The sequence below is a fragment of the Acinetobacter sp. YH12070 genome (genome assembly GCF_013419625.1).
In the GTDB taxonomy this organism is placed as follows: domain Bacteria; phylum Pseudomonadota; class Gammaproteobacteria; order Pseudomonadales; family Moraxellaceae; genus Acinetobacter; species Acinetobacter amyesii.
This window is the reverse complement of the sequence record NZ_VOZT01000044.1, coordinates 1-19,849: the sequence shown is the minus strand read 5'-3', so window position 1 is coordinate 19,849 and position 19,849 is coordinate 1. Positions and strand designations below refer to the sequence as shown.

20 protein-coding genes, 1 other RNA gene and 1 pseudogene are annotated in these 19,849 nt (G+C 40.2%); 9 read left to right on the top strand and 13 right to left on the bottom strand.

The window, feature by feature from the left end; all coding sequences use genetic code 11:
* Positions 1-136 precede the first annotated feature (136 nt).
* From dnaQ to nudC, 3 genes are all read left to right on the top strand, one after another.
* Positions 137-1,633: a DNA polymerase III subunit epsilon gene (gene dnaQ / locus FTU17_RS12795; protein ID WP_180135635.1), complete on the top strand. Its 1,497-nt coding sequence runs from the start codon at positions 137-139 to the stop codon at positions 1,631-1,633.
* Positions 1,634-1,761: 128 nt separating this feature from the next.
* Positions 1,762-3,408 (top strand): chemotaxis protein, encoded by a 1,647-nt coding sequence (locus FTU17_RS12790; protein ID WP_168379368.1) that lies wholly within the window; start codon positions 1,762-1,764, stop codon positions 3,406-3,408.
* Positions 3,408-4,181: an NAD(+) diphosphatase gene (nudC, locus tag FTU17_RS12785; protein WP_180011997.1), complete on the top strand. Its 774-nt coding sequence runs from the start codon at positions 3,408-3,410 to the stop codon at positions 4,179-4,181. Before FTU17_RS12790 ends, nudC begins: the two co-directional genes overlap by 1 nt.
* 86 nt (positions 4,182-4,267) lie before the next feature.
* On the opposite strand, the gene FTU17_RS12780 is transcribed toward nudC, so the two are convergent.
* The 4 genes from FTU17_RS12780 to FTU17_RS12765 are packed head-to-tail and all read right to left on the bottom strand — an operon-like array spanning position 4,268 to position 7,323.
* Positions 4,268-5,140, bottom strand: a complete 873-nt coding sequence (locus FTU17_RS12780; protein WP_180011995.1) for an alpha/beta hydrolase — start codon at positions 5,138-5,140, stop codon at positions 4,268-4,270.
* A 25-nt stretch (positions 5,141-5,165) separates the two neighbouring features.
* Positions 5,166-5,864, bottom strand: a complete 699-nt coding sequence (locus tag FTU17_RS12775; RefSeq protein WP_180135632.1) for a BON domain-containing protein — start codon at positions 5,862-5,864, stop codon at positions 5,166-5,168.
* Between the two features lie 60 nt (positions 5,865-5,924).
* Positions 5,925-6,332, bottom strand: a complete 408-nt coding sequence (locus FTU17_RS12770) for a YraN family protein (protein ID WP_180131034.1) — start codon at positions 6,330-6,332, stop codon at positions 5,925-5,927.
* Positions 6,333-6,378: 46 nt separating this feature from the next.
* Positions 6,379-7,323, bottom strand: a complete 945-nt coding sequence (locus FTU17_RS12765) for a penicillin-binding protein activator (RefSeq protein WP_180135630.1) — start codon at positions 7,321-7,323, stop codon at positions 6,379-6,381.
* Positions 7,324-7,333: 10 nt separating this feature from the next.
* Here FTU17_RS12765 and rsmI point away from each other — a divergent pair, with 10 nt between their 5' ends.
* Positions 7,334-8,176 (top strand): 16S rRNA (cytidine(1402)-2'-O)-methyltransferase, encoded by an 843-nt coding sequence (gene rsmI / locus FTU17_RS12760; protein ID WP_180130953.1) that lies wholly within the window; start codon positions 7,334-7,336, stop codon positions 8,174-8,176.
* Between the two features lie 104 nt (positions 8,177-8,280).
* Complete coding sequence (locus FTU17_RS12755; protein ID WP_180089311.1) at positions 8,281-8,703, top strand: hypothetical protein; 423 nt, start codon at positions 8,281-8,283, stop codon at positions 8,701-8,703.
* A gap of 114 nt (positions 8,704-8,817) precedes the next feature.
* Here the strand turns inward: FTU17_RS12755 and FTU17_RS12750 are convergent, their stop codons facing one another.
* The 6 genes from FTU17_RS12750 to FTU17_RS12725 all read right to left on the bottom strand — a co-directional run bounded on the left by FTU17_RS12750 (position 8,818) and on the right by FTU17_RS12725 (position 15,506).
* Entirely contained in the window at positions 8,818-9,066 is a 249-nt protein-coding gene (locus tag FTU17_RS12750) for a hypothetical protein (protein WP_078189169.1), read from the bottom strand.
* Between the two features lie 174 nt (positions 9,067-9,240).
* Positions 9,241-10,485: an FAD-dependent monooxygenase gene (locus FTU17_RS12745; protein WP_180135628.1), complete on the bottom strand. Its 1,245-nt coding sequence runs from the start codon at positions 10,483-10,485 to the stop codon at positions 9,241-9,243.
* Positions 10,482-11,690: a 2-octaprenyl-6-methoxyphenyl hydroxylase gene (gene ubiH / locus FTU17_RS12740; protein ID WP_180004158.1), complete on the bottom strand. Its 1,209-nt coding sequence runs from the start codon at positions 11,688-11,690 to the stop codon at positions 10,482-10,484. Before ubiH ends, FTU17_RS12745 begins: the two co-directional genes overlap by 4 nt.
* Positions 11,691-12,072: 382 nt before the next feature.
* On the bottom strand, positions 12,073-13,248 hold the full coding sequence (locus FTU17_RS12735) for a tetratricopeptide repeat protein (RefSeq protein ID WP_180135626.1): 1,176 nt from the start codon (positions 13,246-13,248) through the stop codon (positions 12,073-12,075).
* 186 nt (positions 13,249-13,434) lie between these two features.
* Entirely contained in the window at positions 13,435-14,757 is a 1,323-nt protein-coding gene (gene pepP, locus FTU17_RS12730) for a Xaa-Pro aminopeptidase (RefSeq protein ID WP_180135625.1), read from the bottom strand.
* A 131-nt stretch (positions 14,758-14,888) separates the two neighbouring features.
* On the bottom strand, positions 14,889-15,506 hold the full coding sequence (locus FTU17_RS12725; protein ID WP_111885849.1) for a UPF0149 family protein: 618 nt from the start codon (positions 15,504-15,506) through the stop codon (positions 14,889-14,891).
* 64 nt (positions 15,507-15,570) lie between these two features.
* Between FTU17_RS12725 and FTU17_RS12720 the strand changes: the two genes are divergently transcribed.
* The 3 genes from FTU17_RS12720 to ssrS all read left to right on the top strand — a co-directional run bounded on the left by FTU17_RS12720 (position 15,571) and on the right by ssrS (position 16,694).
* Complete coding sequence (locus tag FTU17_RS12720) at positions 15,571-16,122, top strand: hypothetical protein (protein WP_180135624.1); 552 nt, start codon at positions 15,571-15,573, stop codon at positions 16,120-16,122.
* Between the two features lie 2 nt (positions 16,123-16,124).
* On the top strand, positions 16,125-16,412 hold the full coding sequence (locus tag FTU17_RS12715) for a cell division protein ZapA (protein ID WP_168378082.1): 288 nt from the start codon (positions 16,125-16,127) through the stop codon (positions 16,410-16,412).
* A gap of 99 nt (positions 16,413-16,511) precedes the next feature.
* Positions 16,512-16,694: non-coding RNA, 6S RNA (gene ssrS, locus FTU17_RS12710), on the top strand.
* A gap of 153 nt (positions 16,695-16,847) precedes the next feature.
* Here the strand turns inward: ssrS and FTU17_RS12705 are convergent.
* The 3 genes from FTU17_RS12705 to FTU17_RS17745 all read right to left on the bottom strand — a co-directional run bounded on the left by FTU17_RS12705 (position 16,848) and on the right by FTU17_RS17745 (position 19,491).
* Complete coding sequence (locus FTU17_RS12705) at positions 16,848-17,315, bottom strand: hypothetical protein (RefSeq protein WP_180135623.1); 468 nt, start codon at positions 17,313-17,315, stop codon at positions 16,848-16,850.
* Between the two features lie 89 nt (positions 17,316-17,404).
* Complete coding sequence (locus tag FTU17_RS12700; RefSeq protein WP_257227399.1) at positions 17,405-18,604, bottom strand: YncE family protein; 1,200 nt, start codon at positions 18,602-18,604, stop codon at positions 17,405-17,407.
* A gap of 260 nt (positions 18,605-18,864) precedes the next feature.
* Complete coding sequence (locus FTU17_RS17745) at positions 18,865-19,491, bottom strand: type I secretion C-terminal target domain-containing protein (RefSeq protein WP_180135621.1); 627 nt, start codon at positions 19,489-19,491, stop codon at positions 18,865-18,867.
* 191 nt (positions 19,492-19,682) lie between these two features.
* On the opposite strand from FTU17_RS17745, the pseudogene FTU17_RS12690 reads away from it, so the two are divergent.
* Positions 19,683-19,849, top strand: a pseudogene (locus tag FTU17_RS12690) (IS3 family transposase); the annotation flags it as partial.

Below are 19,849 nucleotides of genomic sequence, written 5' to 3'. Positions count from 1 at the left end.
ACAAGGCGTTAATTTAACGCTATTTCAGTATAAATGTTACAAGAAATTAAAAAAATCGCCAGAAATGGATTTCTCTCCGTCATTTGCGTTATACAATATACGGTTCTGAATGCTCGTTTTTCTCCGGATTTGATTTATGTCTCAAACAATCACGCTTTATGTTGATGGTGCATGTAAAGGCAACCCTGGCTTAGGGGGTTGGGGGGCGTATATCATCCGTGAAACTGGAGAAGAAAAACTCTGCGGCGGCGAAGCTGAAACCACCAATAACCGTATGGAATTGACTGCGGCAATTGAAGGTATTCAACACTGTCCGTCCGATGCAAAACTGATCATTTGGACAGACTCCAACTATGTCAAACAAGGTATAACCGAGTGGATTCATGGTTGGAAAAAGAAAAACTGGAAAGATGTTAAAAATCCTGATCTGTGGAAATTACTGGATGCAACTTGTCAGGGTCGGGAAATTGAATGGAACTGGATTAAAGGGCATGCAGGCCATCCGGGAAATGAAATGGCTGATCAATTGGCCAATCTAGGCGCAGAAAAAACCCTCGAACGCATCAAACAAGCAGCATCTACAGCTGAAGCACCTAAAAAAAAAGCTGAACCTGACTGGCTATTAAATGATCCGTTTGGACTCGAATTTGCTGATAGTGATGATGAAGAAGAAATCTCTGAAGAAGCAATGATTGCAAATGAAAGCATTGTTGATGCTTCAATTCAGGAATCTTCAATTGCTCAGCCGCTAGAAATTGCTCCGTCACTTGAAATGACTGCTGACACAGCGATCAATGCAGAGCAGATTGATGACATTGAAATAGAACAACAAACAACTGACACTGCTTCAACGTTGAATACAGCTGCTCCTACACGATCTAAACAAGCTGCTGAAATCCATCCGATGATTGTCATTACACCAGCAACTGTCGATGTATCTGGCCCACGACAATTAATTTTGGATACGGAAACGACCGGTTTCTATTTCCAAGATGGCGACCGTATTATTGAAGTCGGTGCGGTGGAAATGATTAACCGTAAACTTACGGGCAGCTCAATTCATATTTATATCAACCCGCAAAAACCTGTCGGTGAATCTGAAAATATTCACGGAATCAGTGATGACTTTCTAAAAGACAAACCACTGTATGCTGAAATTGCTGATGTATTATTTGACTATCTAAAAGGCGCAGAAATCATTGCGCATAACGCAACCTTCGATATGAACTTCCTTGATATGGAGTTCAAACGTGCCGGTTTTGTGGCCTTATCTGAAGTTTGCGAAGTCACCGATACCTTGGCTATGGCCAAAGCCAAGCATCCAGGCCAGAAAAACTCACTCGATGCATTAGTGCGTCGTTACGAAATTCCACAACGTGACCGTACCTTCCATGGTGCCTTACTCGATGCGGAAATTCTGTCTGACGTATACCTAGCAATGACGGGCGGTCAGGTTTCCTTTGATATCGATGCCCTGACCCACTCGCAAAATGAAGATGGTTCGCAAACCCGCGCCGCTGTTGAAATAGAATTACCCGTGATTTTACCTTCCGCAGATGAACTTGAAGCCCATGAGACATGGGTCAAACAATTTGAAGAAAAACATGGTACACCTTGCCTTTTTGCGAAATAAAATCTAAATTTCGTGTTACTTTTTGTATATAAACAATTCTTACATACGCTATAGTAAAACCATAAACATGGACCGCCTTAAAGGGCGGTTAATAAACAAGATAAAACATCTAGGAAAGGTGCAGATACATGTCTTACCAAACCTCTATCCATTTTGATCCAACGGCTTTGCTGATAATAAAAAATGAGGTTGATAACTCAATCAAGTTAGTCGAATCAGCAGTCAGCACCTTAGTTGAAGATCAAACTTTACCTTTCGGGATTGATGATGCACTGATTCAATTTGAACAATGTGCTCAAGTACTAGCTTTAGTTGATATGCCAAGTTTGGCAAAAATCGCTCAATATTCAGCAGAGTTAATGCGCAAGATCATGGGGAATCCTGCGCAAATTAACACTCAAGATGTCATCGCACTGAGCGAAGGCACGACCATGCTGAAACGCTATATCGAATTTATCTGCTTGCGTGAAGTTAAAATTCCACAGTTCCTGCTGGACAGTCTTAATCGTCTAGAACTGTCTTTGGGTAAACCTCTAACGTCGGAAGGCCAACACATTGAGTCCCTACTCGATTGTATTACCCCTGACTTTGACTTACCTCAAGCTCCTGCACTTGAAAAATCAAAATACGTTCACCGTCTGTATAAGTTGGCGTTGAATAAATTGATTAAACAAGAAGAAACTGAGCTGGATTTGCAAGCGATTAAATTGGTCGGTACGTATTTAGCAGGTCTTTCAGACAAACATCCAAGCAAACAATACTGGAACTTGGTTTTTGTTGCGTTTAATCAAATTGATCAAATCTTAATTACCGATGCTCGTTTACGCACCTTGGTAAGCATTGAACGCAATATGGCTCAATATTTTGCAGGAACTGAGCGCTTTAAAGCATCCATTTCTGATTTAGCCAATGTCTTAAGTCTAAGCATTAGCCAAGAAGATGACATTTCTCATCATATTCGTGGCAAGTTAAATATCGGTGAAGACCTTCTTACCGACACCCAATTGCAAGTTTTCAGTCGTCATTTATATGGTCCTGACTTCGAAACCATGCATACCATTGGTGAATTGGTTACGACTGAAATGACGCAAATTCGTAATGATATTGAATTTAATTATCAAAATATGACGCCTGAAAAAACCCAAGAACTTCAAGCGAAATTGAACGAATTGGCAAATATTTTCAAAGTCTTGAACTTAAATGAAGCGTATAACGACCTGTCGCGTCAAGCTGCGTCATTAGGTAATGCTGAGATTTTACAAGATGAAAGCTTTGCCCAGCAGTTGATGAACAATATCTTGTCTGCCATGAACTCGATTGGTGTGCTTGAGCGTCATCACACTTCTAGCCGCTTACAACTTCGTGTGAATAATATGAATATTTCACTCGACCGTTTAGATGAAGCACACGCTGCTCTGTTAAATGAGACCAAGGTTTTAATTGATGCTGCTAGCCAATCTTTGGTTCAGTATTTACAAAACCAAGATTTGACACAACTTGAAGCGACTGCAACTCAATTCCGCGAAATTGGTGGTGCAATGTTGTTCCTCAATGCAGATGCGGCTCAAAATGCACTGAACTCAACAGCTCAATTCATTTTGAAACGAGTTGAATCGTCAACAGCCATTGAAGCAAATGAAGTGAATCAAGCATTAGATTCATTGGCAAGCGCAGATATGTTGATTGACAATTTAAAGAACAAACAACCTGTTTTACAGGGCATGTTTAAGGTAGCATTGGACAGTAGCGAAAAACTGAAATCAGCAGCAGCCTAATGTCTAAATTATCACTTGCGTATATCTTCAAACAACAGCAATTGCTGGTCGATGAAAACTTTCAACTTCCCGAAGTTGAACAACTCGCAAGTGATTTAAATATTGGCACGGGTGATCAAGTGATTGCCCGTGATCTACTTGAAAATGAGCCAATTCCTGAAGGCTTACAGCTCATCCCTATTCGTCAGCTTTTACAACTTTGGAATGTTCAGCAATTTGAACAAGCCAGCCGTGCTATTCAACTCTTAGAATGGCGCCGTAATCATAAATTTTGTAGCCACTGCGGTACAGCAACTCAAGTCCACGCCACAGAATATGCCATGGTTTGTCCCGCTTGCGGTTATCACCAATACCCTCGTGTCAATCCTTGTGTCATTACCGTCATTACCCGTGGTGAAGATGAAATATTATTGGCAAAAAATGCAAAAAATGTCCGTGCCATGTATGGGCTGATCGCAGGTTTTGTTGAAGTCGGTGAAACTTTAGAAGAAGCGGTTCGTCGTGAAACTGAAGAAGAAGTTGGGCTGAAGGTCAAAAATATTCAATATTTGGCAAGCCAACCTTGGCCTTTCCCAAGTAATTTAATGATCGCCTTTAAAGCAGAATATGCTTCAGGTGAGCTTCAATTACAAGAAGAAGAAATCAGTGATGCGGCTTTCTTTAAATTTGATGCATTACCTGAAATTCCGTTCAAAGGAAGTATCGCCCATTCGATGATTATGCATGTCATCCATGGGTCTGCTGTTGCAGATGACACCGAAGCATGGTTATAAGTAGCTATTTTTAGTAAATAAATCATGCAATAAAAAAACCGCCATACTTGGCGGTTTTTTTATTTTCAATCATTTAACCAAAGACATTAAGGTGGACTAATTTCATCGAGTACACGCATGATTTCAGCTTTGGTTTTAAAGAAGCGACTAAATAGACTCGAAACTGAACCAATCATCGTGATGTGCCCAACACGAGGGATTTGAATCAATTGACTATGGTTGCCTGAGGCTTTTAATCGACGATCAAAATCTTCACTATTGCTATAGCCAACGATATTGTCTTTATCCGCAGTAAATAGATAATGCTTCACTTGATTGTGCTCAACAAAATAATACGGCATCACTTGTTGATACGGTACATTTTGATCAAAGGCATCTGCACAAATCGGATCACCTTTATAATCAAAATGATATGGCCCTGCCAATCCCACAATTGCACGAATATTCTCTTTCACTTGTAGCTGATAAGGCGTCGGATGATACAGTGCAGACATGACATTAAATGCCCCTGCCGAATGTCCCATTAACACCACATTTTCCACTTCAATCTGCAACTTATGCTGAGACTGCGTCAAATAGTTTAATGCAAGGCTAAGATCATCAATTGAAGCCGGAAAAATATATTCAGGTGCGAGATGGTAATTAATGACAGCAACATCGAAGCCTTCTTTGGCAAAAGCTTCACCAATGAATCCATAATCCTTTTTGTCACCATGCATCCACGCTCCACCATGTACAAACACGATGAGTGGACGTTGCTGACGAGGTGCTGACGTGCGATACAAATCTAGGCGATGGCGCGCTTTTAGACCATAAGGGATATTGTTTTGAACATGATATCCTTGTTTGGGTGTCAGTCGATTTAATGCATAACTGCCAAAATCATATAACCGAAAATTTCGGTATAAAGATTTAGCCAAATCCATTTTTTGCTGAAGCCGCAGAGACCATTGATTCATATTTTACAGCATCATTTCCGACATTTTATTGAGCATTTGGATCGACAGCATCCGGATCTATCGCTACAGGCGTTTGTACTTCAGGTTGCACATTACCTACAGCAGGTGTGGTGTAACTTGAGTTAATTGAACGTGCCTGTGGATTTGGGTTCTGATCAATATTATCGATTAAAGTGACAATTCGCGTTACATTACCCACTTGTTGCAAGATTTGATTTAAGTCTGTGATTTCCGCACTGTTTAAACGGCCCATCACATAAAGAACAGCATCTTCAGTATGAATGTGTACTTTGCTGTCAGACACCACAGGCGCTTTCATAATCAAACCACGGGTATTCGCAGTGACCGCAGTATCTTGCATGATGGTGCTATAGCTGATCTGATTATCCACTGTAATATAGTTATGTACAGTTTTGACATCACTCATTGAACGGACATTTTCTTCTGCCAATTCTTTTAAATGATTATCTGGCACCTGCCCAGTCAATAAGACATTGCCATGAAAACTTTCAATATTGACACGTGACTGTTTAAAACGAGTATCTAATTTATATAAGTTAATTTTTGCTGTTCGAACAATGGAAGAGTCAATAAAAACTTGTCCCAATGAGCGTGCGCCGCTTTCAGTTCCTACAGGTGCTGATCCTGTTCCATTCGAAATAAAACTCGCACAGCCAGATAAACTTGCGACACAAAGCATCGTTATTGCAATACGCTTAACCACTCAGCACGACTCCTCAAATTTCCACACGTATTTTTCTATGCGTTTACACAGTTTGTTTTATCAGAGATTAATCAACTCTTGATCAAAAGTAAAAGCATTTTCAATCCATTGCTGATGATACGGGTATTTAGAAAAATCTTGCTGTAGTGTTTTTGCAAAGTGTTGATAAAAATCAAAACAAATTGCATCAAAGCGACAATAATAATTTTGAAAATGTGACTGTTCATTTAAAAAATGCAACGCAGTCTTCATCATCTTACGTTGTTTGTGAATAGAAATACTTTCAACGGCTTGAGCATAACGGGTATTCGAACGGGCTTTAACTTCGATAAACACCAATTCTTGACCACGTGTGACGATCAAATCAATTTCACCATAACGACTATGATAATTCTGTTGCACCTGTACATAGCCTTGCTGCTCAACCAAACGTAGCGCTTGCTGTTCTGCCCACTGTCCCAGATTCATCTGTCCTATATTCATCTGCTCTAAGTTTAGCTGCATCGTTTCATCCCTATAGTGAGATCGCTACGATGCCTTTTTTACTTCGCTCATAGCAGTGAGGAACACGCTGAATATTGTTTTGACTAATTTTGATTAGTCCTGTTCGCCCCTGAAATTCAATGCTTTTTAATTTCGGTTCTTGCAAATATTGTTTTGCAATATGCCATGTGTCCCCACCAAAAGCTAAAAGACGTTGATATGGCATATCTACTGGATTTTCCTCATAAGCTCGGATCAGGTCAGGCCAACGCGCGTCATGCAATGCAGGTGCATCACAAAATTTCAGCCCTACAGGAATGGGCTTTGTAGCTTCAATCGCATTGGCGACGCTATATAGTTTTGCTTTAGGTAGTTTTTTTTGACTGTTTAACCATTCATTATTGCCCAGCAACAGCACCCCTTGATTTTTGTCTAGCTTCGTTGGGAGTTGTTCAACCACTTGAATAGGCACTGAACTTTGGCTGATTAAGGACATGAGCAATAATTCATGTTCTGCCTCAGTTGCGGGCTGACGTAACACTAACACTTGCGCTAATTTGTCTTTTTCAAAAACTTTTTGGAGTGCTAAAGCATCATCACGTTTCGATAGACTGTACTGCCAGACGTTTGGAATCTGGCTGGTCGTTTCATTTAAAGCCAACACGCGGACTTTAGGCTTTGCCTTTACAAGTGCTTCAACGTCTTGACGTGCTAAAGGGCCAATCACCAATTGAGTTTTTTTATTGACCTGTTGCTTCAATATCACTGCAATTTGCTTTTGATTTGAATCTACAAACTTAATGGGCACTTTGTAGTCTGATGATTGATATGCACTATTGAAACCTTGCTTAATACTGGATGCGGCTCGCGCCATAGGGCCAGATTCAGGTAGAATGACCAAGACGTCTGCCTGTGCAGCAGTAAACAGACTGCTTAAAAGGCAAAGACCCAAAATTTTGTTCTTATTATCCAACATGGAGAAACCTATGAGTGCTCAGTTATTTGTTGTTGCAACTCCAATCGGGCACTTAGATGATATTAGTTATCGTGCAATTGAGGTATTGAAGTCGGTTAAAATTATTGCCGCCGAGGATACACGAACTTCCGTACAATTACTTAAACATTTTAGTATCAATACGCCTTTAACTGCTTGTCACGACCATAACGAAAGCAACAAAATAGACCAGCTCATTGAACGCCTAGAAAAAGGTGAAAATATGGCGCTGATCAGTGATGCAGGCACGCCATTAATCAGTGACCCTGGCTTTAAACTGGTTCGTGCTGCACAAGAAAAAAATATTCGTGTCATTCCTGTACCAGGTGCCTGTGCTGCCATTGCAGCTCTCAGTGCTGTCGGTCTGCCCAGTGACCGTTTTAGTTTCGAAGGCTTTTTACCTTCTAAACAGTCACAACGTCTTCTAGCATTGGAAAAACTGAAAGACGAAACCCAAACCATGATTATCTATGAAGCGCCGCACCGTATTGTGGATTGCCTAAAAGATATGTCGAATGTCTTTGGTGCCGATCGTCCCGTGGGCTTTGCACGTGAAATTACCAAAACATTTGAAACCATTAAAAAAATGTCTTTGGGTGAGTTAGTTCATTTTGTCGAATCTGATCACAATCAGCAAAAAGGCGAAATCGTATTGGTAATTGGTGGTGCGACCGAAGAAAAAGACCTAGAGCAAGAAAAGTTAGACAAATTGCTGACCCGTTTACTTCAAGATTTGTCCGTTAAAGCTGCCTCTCAGTTGGCTGCAGATTTAACTGGGATTAAAAAGAAAGTGGCCTATCAACGTGCTTTAGAATTAACCCAAGCGAACGATTAAGCTTAATTTTTTTTATTTTTAATTTGAACCGCTTATGGGACCTACGGGTTCCATAAGCTATCCCATACAATAATTTAAATAGAATGAAAAAAGTTGCTTATAACATGTCCATAAATCTGTCTGTCAAAAAACCGCTGGTGTTCATTCTCTTTAATCTGGTTTGGCTCACGACCCTTGCACATATTATTTATACTGGCATTCAACCCTATCCGCACTATATTAGTGGCGAGCAAATGACGGCCGATCATAGCGCGATTGCGATGGTCTGTGGATATTGTTCCCTCTATTTTGTAGTCGGTAATTTACTGAAACTGAGCCAATTTTGGGATAGGCATCGCTATTGGGCTTATGTCGTTTTGAGTGCGGTATTACTTTTTCAATCTTTTGTCGCTGCTGTGGCGGCCATGCATGCACCGCCGTATATTGCTGCATTTATTATTAATTGTATGTTTTTGCTTTTACTGCATTTTGTTTTCTATCCTATTTACGCGATCAGTCGTAAATATATGAAGCCAAAGACGGCTTAAAATAACTACACAACGTCATAACTAAACATGCTTAGTTTAAAAATGAATGACCTTCAGCCTCGCACAAGTGAATGAAGCAAAAAAAACACCACATGACGTGGTGTTTTTTCACTTTTAATCTTTTGCCGATTCGTCTGGAGGGACTTCGGTAATACGACCACCACGCGCTAAGAACGCAGCAACTTCATCTTCAAGCGCCTGACGTTGTTTTAGTTTTGCAGTCACTGTTAATGTTTCAGCTTCAGAGGTGTCACCATCAGAGGCAGAATCAGCTGCGTCACCTGCACCTTTTTCAGCTGCTTGTGCTTCATCTTCATCAACTACTGAATCTTCTGGATCATCATAATCGTTCATATCAGTCATTGTGTTCTCCCCGCGAATGACTTCTGTTTGCCAGCGAATGGCTGGTTTTAAATTAACAGAAATTTAGCAATCTCTGAGCATTTCGACTAGTACCCACAATCAAAAAATCGTATCTTTTTTAATCAAAATCGTAACCTTGTTTATACGACTGTCTAAAAAATATCTGACTTTGACCTAAGCTGCATAGATTGTATCTTTTAAAATACTCAGACCATTGGCTTGAGCCATAAACGCATCTTTTAGAACAGTCTGATTTTCCACTTGTTTTAAACCAAAGTTTCGCGCCCACACCACAGGTGAAAAAGTGGTGGTTTCTAACCAACCAATCGCGGACATACTATGCATCATGGCATCGTTTTGCCCTTTACGACGGTGTTCATATCGCTTCAAACTTTGTTCATGTGCCCACACACCACGTTTTTTATCGGTCAAAAGCACATCGCAAAGCACTGCTGCATCTAAACAACCAATATTCACGCCTTGTCCTGCAAGCGGATGAATCACATGGGCAGCATCTCCAATCAGCGCTAGACCATCATGAACATATTGCTGTGCAGCTCGTGCCTTCAATGGAAATTTAGCACGTGGCGTTGCTTCTAAGACTTCGCCGAGCATGTGATGGCTTTCTCGAGTGAGCAACGCAGTAAATTCAACATCGGATAAAGCCACATATTCATCGGCATAATCATCTGGTAAGGTCCACACAATCGATTGCCAATAACCGCTTTCTTCTTTTTTCAGACTCGCCATCGGCAAAAATGCTAAAGGGCCAGTTTCTAAGAAAATTTGACGTGCTAAATGCTGATGCGGTTGGGAGGTTTTAATTGCACAGCTCACACCGGCTTGCTTATAGTCCAATACATCTAGATCGATGAAAGCTTGCTCACGGACAAATGAGTTTGCACCATCTGCACCTATCACCAGTTTTGTTTTGAGCTGGGTACCATCTGCGAGGTGAATGATCCACACACCAACGCCACGCTCAACTCGACTGACCTTAACTTGGGTTCGGTAGTCTTCAAGCTGTTCTAGCATTTTTTCTTGAATGGCTAAATTCAATACACTTGGTTCAACCATTGAACCTAAAGCTTGCTCAACTGATGGTGTTTGCTCTGCCACATGACCAAAATTGATTTCTCCATAGCCATTTTTATTCCACACCTGCATACCAGTATAAGGCTGCTGACGGGCAAGCTTTTCCCAAACACCCACAGTCTTGAGTAAATGAATGGTGGCTTGACTGAGCGCCAAAACTCGAGGATTCGCAACACTTTTGGTTTTTTCTGCATCCAAAATAGGTGCCGCATCCAATACCGTAGCCTGCACACCGCCTTGCGCCAATAACAATGCCGTTAAACCACCAACCAAACCACCGCCGACAATTACGGCATCCAATACATCTGTTTGATTTAAACTCATGCTTTTAGCCCCATTGCATAATTCGCGACCAAAGGCTTGATACCCGGAATGGTGTCAAAGGCAACTAACCCAGTATTGCGGATCAATTTTAAAATTGGGTTTTGGTTGCTAAAACCACGAACAACTGAATCACAGAATTTAATCACCCGCTGCTGATCGGTCAGGCGCGATTTTTCATAATCCAGCAACATAGCTGCATCACCCAAATCGGCATTTTTTTCAACTTGCTCTGTTAAATAACGGCGCAGTACATAGGCATCACGCATACACAAGTTAAAGCCCTGACCCGCGACAGGATGAATAGTATGCGCAGCATTGCCCATCAGCACCACACGGCCGACAGCTTGTTTTTCTGCAAGAACTTGGGACAATGGGAAGCTGAAACGTTTACCTGTTTTTTTGAATTTACCTGCACGGTCGCCATAGGTTTCTTGCAAGGCATCTAAGAAATGCTGATCATTTTCATCACCCATCCACTCGCCTTCAGTTCCTTTCGGCACAGGCCAAACCACTGAGCGGCGGTATTCCCCCGGAAGTGGCAACAGCGCTAACGGGCCAAGTGGACTAAAGCGCTCAAAGCCGACATGAGCATGCGGTTTAGAGGTTTGTACCGTCGTTACAATCGCCACTTGATCATAATCATGTTCTGATGCGCCGACACCTAGGGCTTTACGGCAGAATGAGTCACGGCCATCTGCGGCAATCACAATTTTAGATTGTAGTTTGAGCTGTTCTTCAGCACGCTGTGCTTCTAAATATGCAAAGTCTGCATCCTGCGTCAGTGAAGTCACTTGTACGCCATCAATTAATTCAATCAACGGTTCTTTTTTGACTTCTGTGAGCAGCACACGGCCTAACCATGCATTTTCAATGACTTGTCCAAAGCTTTCGACTTTTTCTTGTTCTGCTTTGAGTCTTGCCTTACCAAAACTACCTTGCTCTGTAATATTTACTTCTAAAATAGGTGTGGCGTGTTCCTGCAAAGCATCCCAGAGGCCTAGTTCTTGATAAATTTGCACCGTACGGCGTGACAAGGCGCTGTTTCGCGCATCAAAACTCGAGTGATAAGGCGCAAGGTTTGCATCATCATAATTTGGGTATTTAATGGCTTCTAAAAGTTTTACGCCAATTTTGGCTTTGGCCAACATGAGTGCCAGACTTAAACCGACCATACCACCACCGACAATGATGACTTCTTGCTGCATACTTACTTCCTTTTTTATCAAGTATTCGAATTTAGGACATTCACTCGAAATACATATAATCTGTAATGGATTTTATCTTACATCAAGGGCATGATTTTTTATAATGAAATACAAATTTGTTGCGGGTATTTGCACTGAATAAATACAAAATAAATCATCTCTCGCCGTAAATATTCATCTCAAAAAATAGCGAATCACTTAAAATCACAATAAAAATGACTGAGCCGATTAAATTTCCGGCTCAACCACAGATCATTTTAATTTCAAGCATCAGCTTCCTCATTCAAATGATTCACATCGCCCTTCATAAAAAGTGCCTTGTTATTCTGCCTAACTGATGTTACGCAGTAACATCAGTAATTTAAATAAGGTGCTTAGGAAGTTAAGCATTAAAATACTGGATTAATTTCTGTAATCGAATTTCTGCATCTTGATTAAAAGCATTCGCCGCTTGGTGATACCAGCGCTTTGCTATCTTTAAGTCTAGATTTACACCATTACCCAGCTCATACATTAAACCAATTTTATAGGGGGCAATTGCACAGCCTTGTTTTGCCGATTGCTTGTACAAGTTCATAGCTAGATTATAATCTTGATCAAGAATTTCGCCCTTTTCATATATTTCAGCAAGGGCCGTTCTTGCGTTTATATTTCCCTTTTCCACTGACTGATTCAGTAGATCTAAAGCAATATGAACCTCTGTTTTACATGGTTTTTTGAACAACAGCGCTGCTAACTTCAGCATCGCCGCATCATCCCCTTGATCAACCGCTTTTTGATACCATCCTTGTGCTGTTAAATCATTTTTTTCGACGCCGCATCCCATTTCATACATTTCACCCAATTTAATTTGGGCTGCAATATCCCCTCTTGATGCTAAACTTAAATAATCATCATAAGTACGCTGATTGTTATACTTAAACTTTATTTTCTTTACTGGATTATAATCACTATCAAAGATTTCAAAACCGACATAGATTTTAAAGAGTTCAATCAATAACAGCCGAACCAATTGAGTATGATAAATTAAATGATCCTTTTCGCTAAAATAATAATATTGATAATAGCTTTCCAAATCTTCATTGATTTCTTCTTTTAAACTGTTTAAATCAGTCGTCCATTTTTTTTGAACTTTGCCATTTTCAACATATTCGTATAAATATCTTGTTGAAAAGTTTAACCATTCCTTTTCAAAATCTTGTCTTTCTCCATCCATGTAAAGTTCATCTTCTTCCGCTTGAATGACACATCTGATTTCTGCACCCTCTTTATAAAGCGCATAGCTATAGCTTGAATTTGTGTCTGCAAAATCAAAGAAGATCATCCATTTCATCGGCAACTGACTGCTTAGCAAACTGCTCCATTTTTCAGGTTCAGTAAAAGCAAAATGTGCTAATCCGGCACTATTGATACAAACAATATGATCCGTCAGCCACTCTATATCTAATGCAGATTTTGAGTTTTCTTCAAAATAAACCAGCCAATCATTTATCAGTCTTTCAATATCCTGTTGATTGCCATTAAAGGGAATAACCACCCCAGCTTTTCTAACACCCATAATTATGATTAAAATAAAAAACTTATACGATTAATTTAAAAAGACTTATATCTAATTTTTGTAAAAACTTAACGTCATAAAATCAACTCCATTGTTAATTACCCTTGTCTATATGACTAGTATTTATAAGACCGCTTGTAGATAAAAAAAGCCGATCATCTGACCGGCTTATTCTCTTACAGTAAATTACTTCGCCATCAAGGCTTCAATGTCTTCCACCGACTTGACCACTGCAGCTGTTAAAACACGTGGACCTGCTTTAATTACAGCCACATCATCTTCAATACGAATACCGATACCACGCCATTTCGCATCAACGCTTTCATCATCAGGCGCAATATAGAGCCCCGGTTCAACCGTTACAACCATGCCTTCTTCATAGGCACGCCATTCACCGTCTTGCTTGTATGAACCGACGTCATGCACATCCATACCAAGCCAATGACCCGTACCATGCATATAGAATTGGCGGTAACTTTCTTTTGCGATGATTTCGTCAATATCTCCTTGCATAATGCCAAGATCCAATAAACCTTGAACTAAAATACGCACTGCAACGTTATGTGGTTCTTTATAAGAGTTGCCGATACGCACCGCATCAATCGCCGCAATTTGCGCATCGAGTACGATATTATAAAGTGCTTTTTGTTCAGGGCTGAATTTACCGTTGACTGGGAAAGTGCGGGTAATGTCTGAGGCATACAGCTGATATTCACATGCTGCATCAATCAGTACCAAATCACCATCTTTGAGTTCTTTGTCATTTTCCACATAGTGCAAAATACAGCCATTTTCACCGCCGCCGACAATGCTGTTATAGGAAGGCACACAGCCATTTTTACCAAAGACATAATTCAGTTCTGCTTCTAGTGCATATTCCATCATGCCTGGTTTAACCGTTTGCATGGCACGAGTATGCGCTTCTGCTGAAATATCCGAAGCAATCTGCATCAATTCAAGTTCATCATTAGACTTATGCAAACGCATTTCATCAATGATGCGATCTAGTTGAATGACTTGAGCAGGCGCACTTGCACCCTTACGTGATTCACCACTTGCAGCCGAAATCCACTGCGCCACACGAGCATCAAAATCTGGTTGCTGCCCAATACGGTAGAATAATTTATCTTTATTTTGTAATTTTTCTAAAATTTCTTCATCAAGCAAATCAATTGCATAAGCTTCATCAGCTTCATAATCTTCTACAGCCCCATCTACACCCGCACGGTAGCCATTCCAAATTTCCATTTCACGGTCACGTTCACGGCAGAACAAACTATAGCTATAACCTTCTTCTTCGCTATCAAAGGTTTCAATCACTGCAACCGCTTCAGGTTCAGCAAAACCTGTTAAATAAAAGAAACTACTATCAGCTCGAAATTTATAATCTGCGTCGCGATTACGCATGGCTTCTTTGCTCGTGGCAATAATTGCAATACTACGTAGTCCCATTTCACCCGCAAGGATGTCTCGACGTTCTTGAAAATCCGCTTGAGTTAATTTCTTCATTTAAGTACTTCTTATACCTGCTGGCTGATATTGTTTAAATTTTGATTCAATTGAATATGAATCTCTCAATCTATGTGAGGCACATATAAAAACACGTAATACCTCACATAGATATAAGCAAAATTAATGCCTTAGCTTGGACGATGCGGGGTGAACATTTCAACCACATTACCCACTTGAGCCGATGAATTTTTAGCGCTCAGTTGTAGCAACGGTGTTTCTGAAACATCAACTTTGGTACGTCCCATAGAAAGGCTCACTGGGATTAAACGAACAAATTCGTATAATTCCTGATAGCTTTCTTCACCTTCTTCATCATCATCTGAATCTTCAAATTCTACTGAAGCGACATCCTGTAAATGCTCTATCAATTCTTGTTCATTGGTGCGCAGATGACCTGCCGCTAAACCAAAACCAAGAACAACACCTGCACACCAATCTGCCAAGGCTTGCACACGCTCACCTAGCAAGTGATCATCATCTGGTAATAAAGGAAGATAGTCGAGTTCATCATCTGAAAGTGAATGAGCTACATCTTCTGCTTCTTCAGTTAACAATGCCACCGCATCTTCGTCTAATTCAGCTACATCAAGCGTTGCTAAAATTTGTTGCCACTCTTCACGACTCGGGGGTTGTGACACACAAACTATACCAGTGAGTAGACCATGTAACTCACTTGGGCTTGAAATTTCTTCAATTTTAGAAAAATTCTGGGACCAATCTGACCAACCTGAAATATCGTCTTGCATTCGCTTATCCAATCTCTATACTTCGTATATATTACCTTTGTTTGCAAGACTGTGCGACTACGTTATGTTAGAAGAATTACAGCGTCTCCAAGCGCATATTAGCGTTTTAAAAACGCGACTGGCGCAATTTGAAAGCGAAAATGGTGCCTTACAAGATGAGAAAAACTCATCTAATGAGCAGCATCATGCTCAAATTGTACACAAGAACGGCATTATCACCTCGAAACAAGAAGAAATTGAAACACTGAATGAGCAATTAACTGATTCACGTGCTCAACTTCAACAGCTCAATACTGATGCAACTGCTTTGGCTGACCGATACAGCCGCCTCGAAAAAAGCTGTACTGATCTAAAAAATCGTTTTCAAGAAATTTTGGCAGAACGTAATGAGCTACGTATCGTTAAAGAAAAGATGCAAAATGAACAGCGTCATGCTCAACAAGAAATTCAAGGTTTGCAGCAAGAACGTGAACGTTTATTGCAAAAAAATGAACATGCCAAAGCAAAAGTTGAAGCGATTATTCAACGTTTAGCTATTTTAGGTACAGCTCAAGATCAACATGCGCAAGAAATTCAACAATTGGCACATCCGACTGAAAGTAATGAGGAAGTTTGATCATGAGTGAACAAATTGCAGTTGATTTAAAAGTTCTAGGTCATAGTTTCCGTTTAGCAACGACTTCTGACCAACAAGCCGATTTAGAACGCGCAGCACAATTACTGAATGACAAATACGATGAATTTCGTCGTAAAGCACCACGTATGGAACCGAGTAAGTTGATCATTATGGTTGCACTTGAATTAATGCAAGAAGTCCTGTCAATGAATAAGAGTTTGCAAGAATATGCAAACTGCGAACTTTTGTTGCAAAATATTTTGGAACAAGTTGAAGAATTGACTGATTAATCGGTGGTTTAGTGATTATACTTTGCCCGATTGCTTCATTTTAAACACTTTGTCAGTGTTTGGTGATTTGCCAATAACGCTGAATTCGTTATACTGAGCACATCTCTGAGGTGTTCGCCAGCTAGGTCTAATCCCCTGCCGATACTTAAACTTATGGATGTGTTCTGTATATTCTGAGCGTATGCCCTCCTCGAGTGGGAAACCCAGCGAGTGTACGTCGCGTCCACCTTGAACTCATCGGGTTCAGGGTCACGACATTTGCAGCGGCATCTTCGGAGTGTTTATTTTCCAAATCCTTATTTAAATTACAAGTATTTGATTTAAAAAACATTTTTTAATTTACTATTCTATTTCCGTGCCCCTCTACTTTTGTTCTTCACCATAATTATTTCATTTAAGTTTAGTTAGTTTAAAAGTTTATTTATTCAAGTTAATTCATTTTTTGAGTTGTTCCAGTTTAGCTAACTGTCTATCCAAAGCTCTGTCCATTTCAGGAAGTATTTGTCGTAAATATTGAATGGATGAAATGGCTTCATCCAATTTCACGACACCTTTTTTAACCAAGTTATATTGTTGCTCGAGTAGAGCGAGTACTTGATTTTGATTCGGCTGCTGTCCCTGACTCATCAGCGTGTTTATTTGCTGAAATTCTTGATATACCTGTTCACGTTGCTGTAATAACTGGGTGTGTATTTCCTTATCTTGTCTTTCTTGTTTTTGTTTTGAACTTTGATCATTTAAAGCATTATTAGTGGTTTGCACTGTAAGCGGGCTAAGAACTTTTTGTGTATCCAGTTGAGTCTGTTGCTGCTCTACGTGCTCTTGCTTTGGCTTTAAAAATAGAATCATCAACCCTAAAAACAAGCTAAACGTTAATCCTAAAGCTATCAATTTTTTATTCATGATGCAGTCTCTAGATACATTCTTATATTTAAAAAAATTCAGAGCCGATTTGACTCTGAATTTTCCATTTTCATTTGAATTAAACTGTTTTACTGACTGCCCCATCCTGCTGGTGCATAACCTAAACGAACGCGCTGTGGGTGATTGCCAACAGGCACAGTGATGACTTTTTCACCTGTCGCGAAATCGATCACGGTTACTGCATCTGTCGCACTTTCAGAAATGACACAGCGTTTACCATCTGGGCTTTGCGTTGCCCAATACGGTTTGCCCGCAGCAATCAGTTTCGCCGCGGTCAAAGTTTTACGATCGACGATGGTGGCATAATCATCCATGGTTCCTGCGACACATAGTTTTTCACCATCTCCACTGATTGAAAGCCCATGATGACGTGAGTCATTTACCCATTTCGTGCGATCAGAGGGAATAGTTGTACTTCCCGGAAGCTGTGCAATGCGCGTGACTTTGTCTTGATTGAGATCATATTCGACCAGACCATTAAAAAATGAGACCTGAGCATAGATTTTGGATTCATCTTTACTAAATACAATCGGTCGAACTGAGTTAGACAGGTCTTTACGGCCAAAGGCATCCAATGCAGGTCGAAAATCAATTTTTTTCAAGACTTTAAAATTATTAGCATCGGCAATGGTGATATAGCGTTTGCCTTTAGTGAAATCCTGCCACGCTGCATCCATTGAGGTTTCCACATTACCTATGGCTGAGTTAAGAATTTTTGTGCCACCATCAAAGTAAATATTTTCATGTGGCTTATCTCCTGTGGCAAAGCGCCCGAGCTCTTTGCCTGTGTTGATATCGAGTATATGTACGACATTTCCTGAAGACGCTGATACTGCAACCTGTTGCCCATCAGGGGATACTGCCATATGGTCTGCTCGAAATCCCTCAACGGGTGTGCGCCAATTAATTTTCCCTGTTGCTATGTTAATCGAGACTACATCTGCAAAACTTGGGCGTGATGCAACTACCGATTTGCCATCTGGTGTGGAATACATGTCATCGACCAATTGATCATTTCCCTCTCCTGCTGTATTACGAATATAGCTATAGGCGATCAATTTTACTGGGTTAAGGTAAATTTCAGTGAGCCGTTCTTTTTTGTCGGGCACCATATTGATGACACCAAGTTTCTGATAGTTTTTTGCAGGATTGATGACTGTAACCGTACCATCCCAGTTATTGCCGACAAAAAAGACTTGCTGGCTATTGGGTGGAACGGGTGCAGTGCTGGTCGCTGCGAAAGTAAGTGGTGACACCGCAACCGTCATACAAAGAAGTGTCCTGATCCAGAGATTCTTTTTCATTTTTATTGTCCATTAATTTGTTTTTATGCATACCTTTTGAGCTACGTCATCAGATAAGTGTCGCTTTTTAAGCGCAAAGAAAGCTTATTCAATATACAAGTGTAGATATAGCGTATTTGTTTTAATTCCGATGAGTTGTTGATTAAAACCAAGTATTCAATCTGCATTCACTTTTTGGGAAGCAAAAAAAGCACCCGAAGGTGCTTTTTTAGTTCATCAAATTATTAGTAAATAATTTGATTATTGTTGATTAGGTCATCTAGTTCGACTTTGTTGGTTTGATTGAGCAAGACTACAAGATCTTGTGATTCATATTCCGCACCTGATGTGCCATCACGGTCAATTGAAATCACAGCTGAATCAGTTTCTTCGTCATATTCTACTGTTACAAACTCTGCGAGATTTGCTTCAGTTGCATCGTCAGAAAGTAATGAAGATATATCGATTTGGTCAGCAATAGAAAAATCATTTACTGTTGTTAATGTATTACCGCCCAAATTGTCGTCTGCGAGAAGGTCGAAAACAATATCATCACCAATAAGTAAACTTTCACTTTCTAATGAGAACATCGCAAACGATGCTGTCGCAGTCACTGTTTCCTGAATAGGAAGCACATTGTTACTGTTTCCTAACTCTGTTTCGAGCTGGGTTGTAAGTACATTTACATCTTGAATTGAGGTTTCAGGGACTGTAACTTTCACTACAAAATCTTCAACTTGACTACTTGAAGTGCCTTGATAAGTATAATACCCATCTGAATCTTTGCTTACTGATATACCATTTACCGAAACTTTGGCATCAACTAAAGCATCAAGAGCAGCAGATTTAAATTTCACACCATTTACATTCACATTTTCCTCTGCATCATTTAAAACTTCTGCATGTAAAGTAAATTGTAAAACTTTCTCTGGAGCGTCTGCTTCCGGAGCTACTACACCAAGTTGATCCTGTCTATTTTGATTTTTCTCACCTGTCTTAGCAATTTGAGTTCCTGAACCGTACCGGGTTTGTCGGAGACTCAGTATTCTGAGAGAATGTTCCGATGACCAAATTAAAATATACCCCTGAAATCAGAGAAAGAGCGGTTCAATTATTGATTGAATCTGAAAAAGACTATCCATCTAATTGGGCTGCGATCACAGCTATTGCGCCTAAGATTGGTTGTACTCCTGAAACACTTCGTGCTTGGCATCAAAAGCATTTAGATGA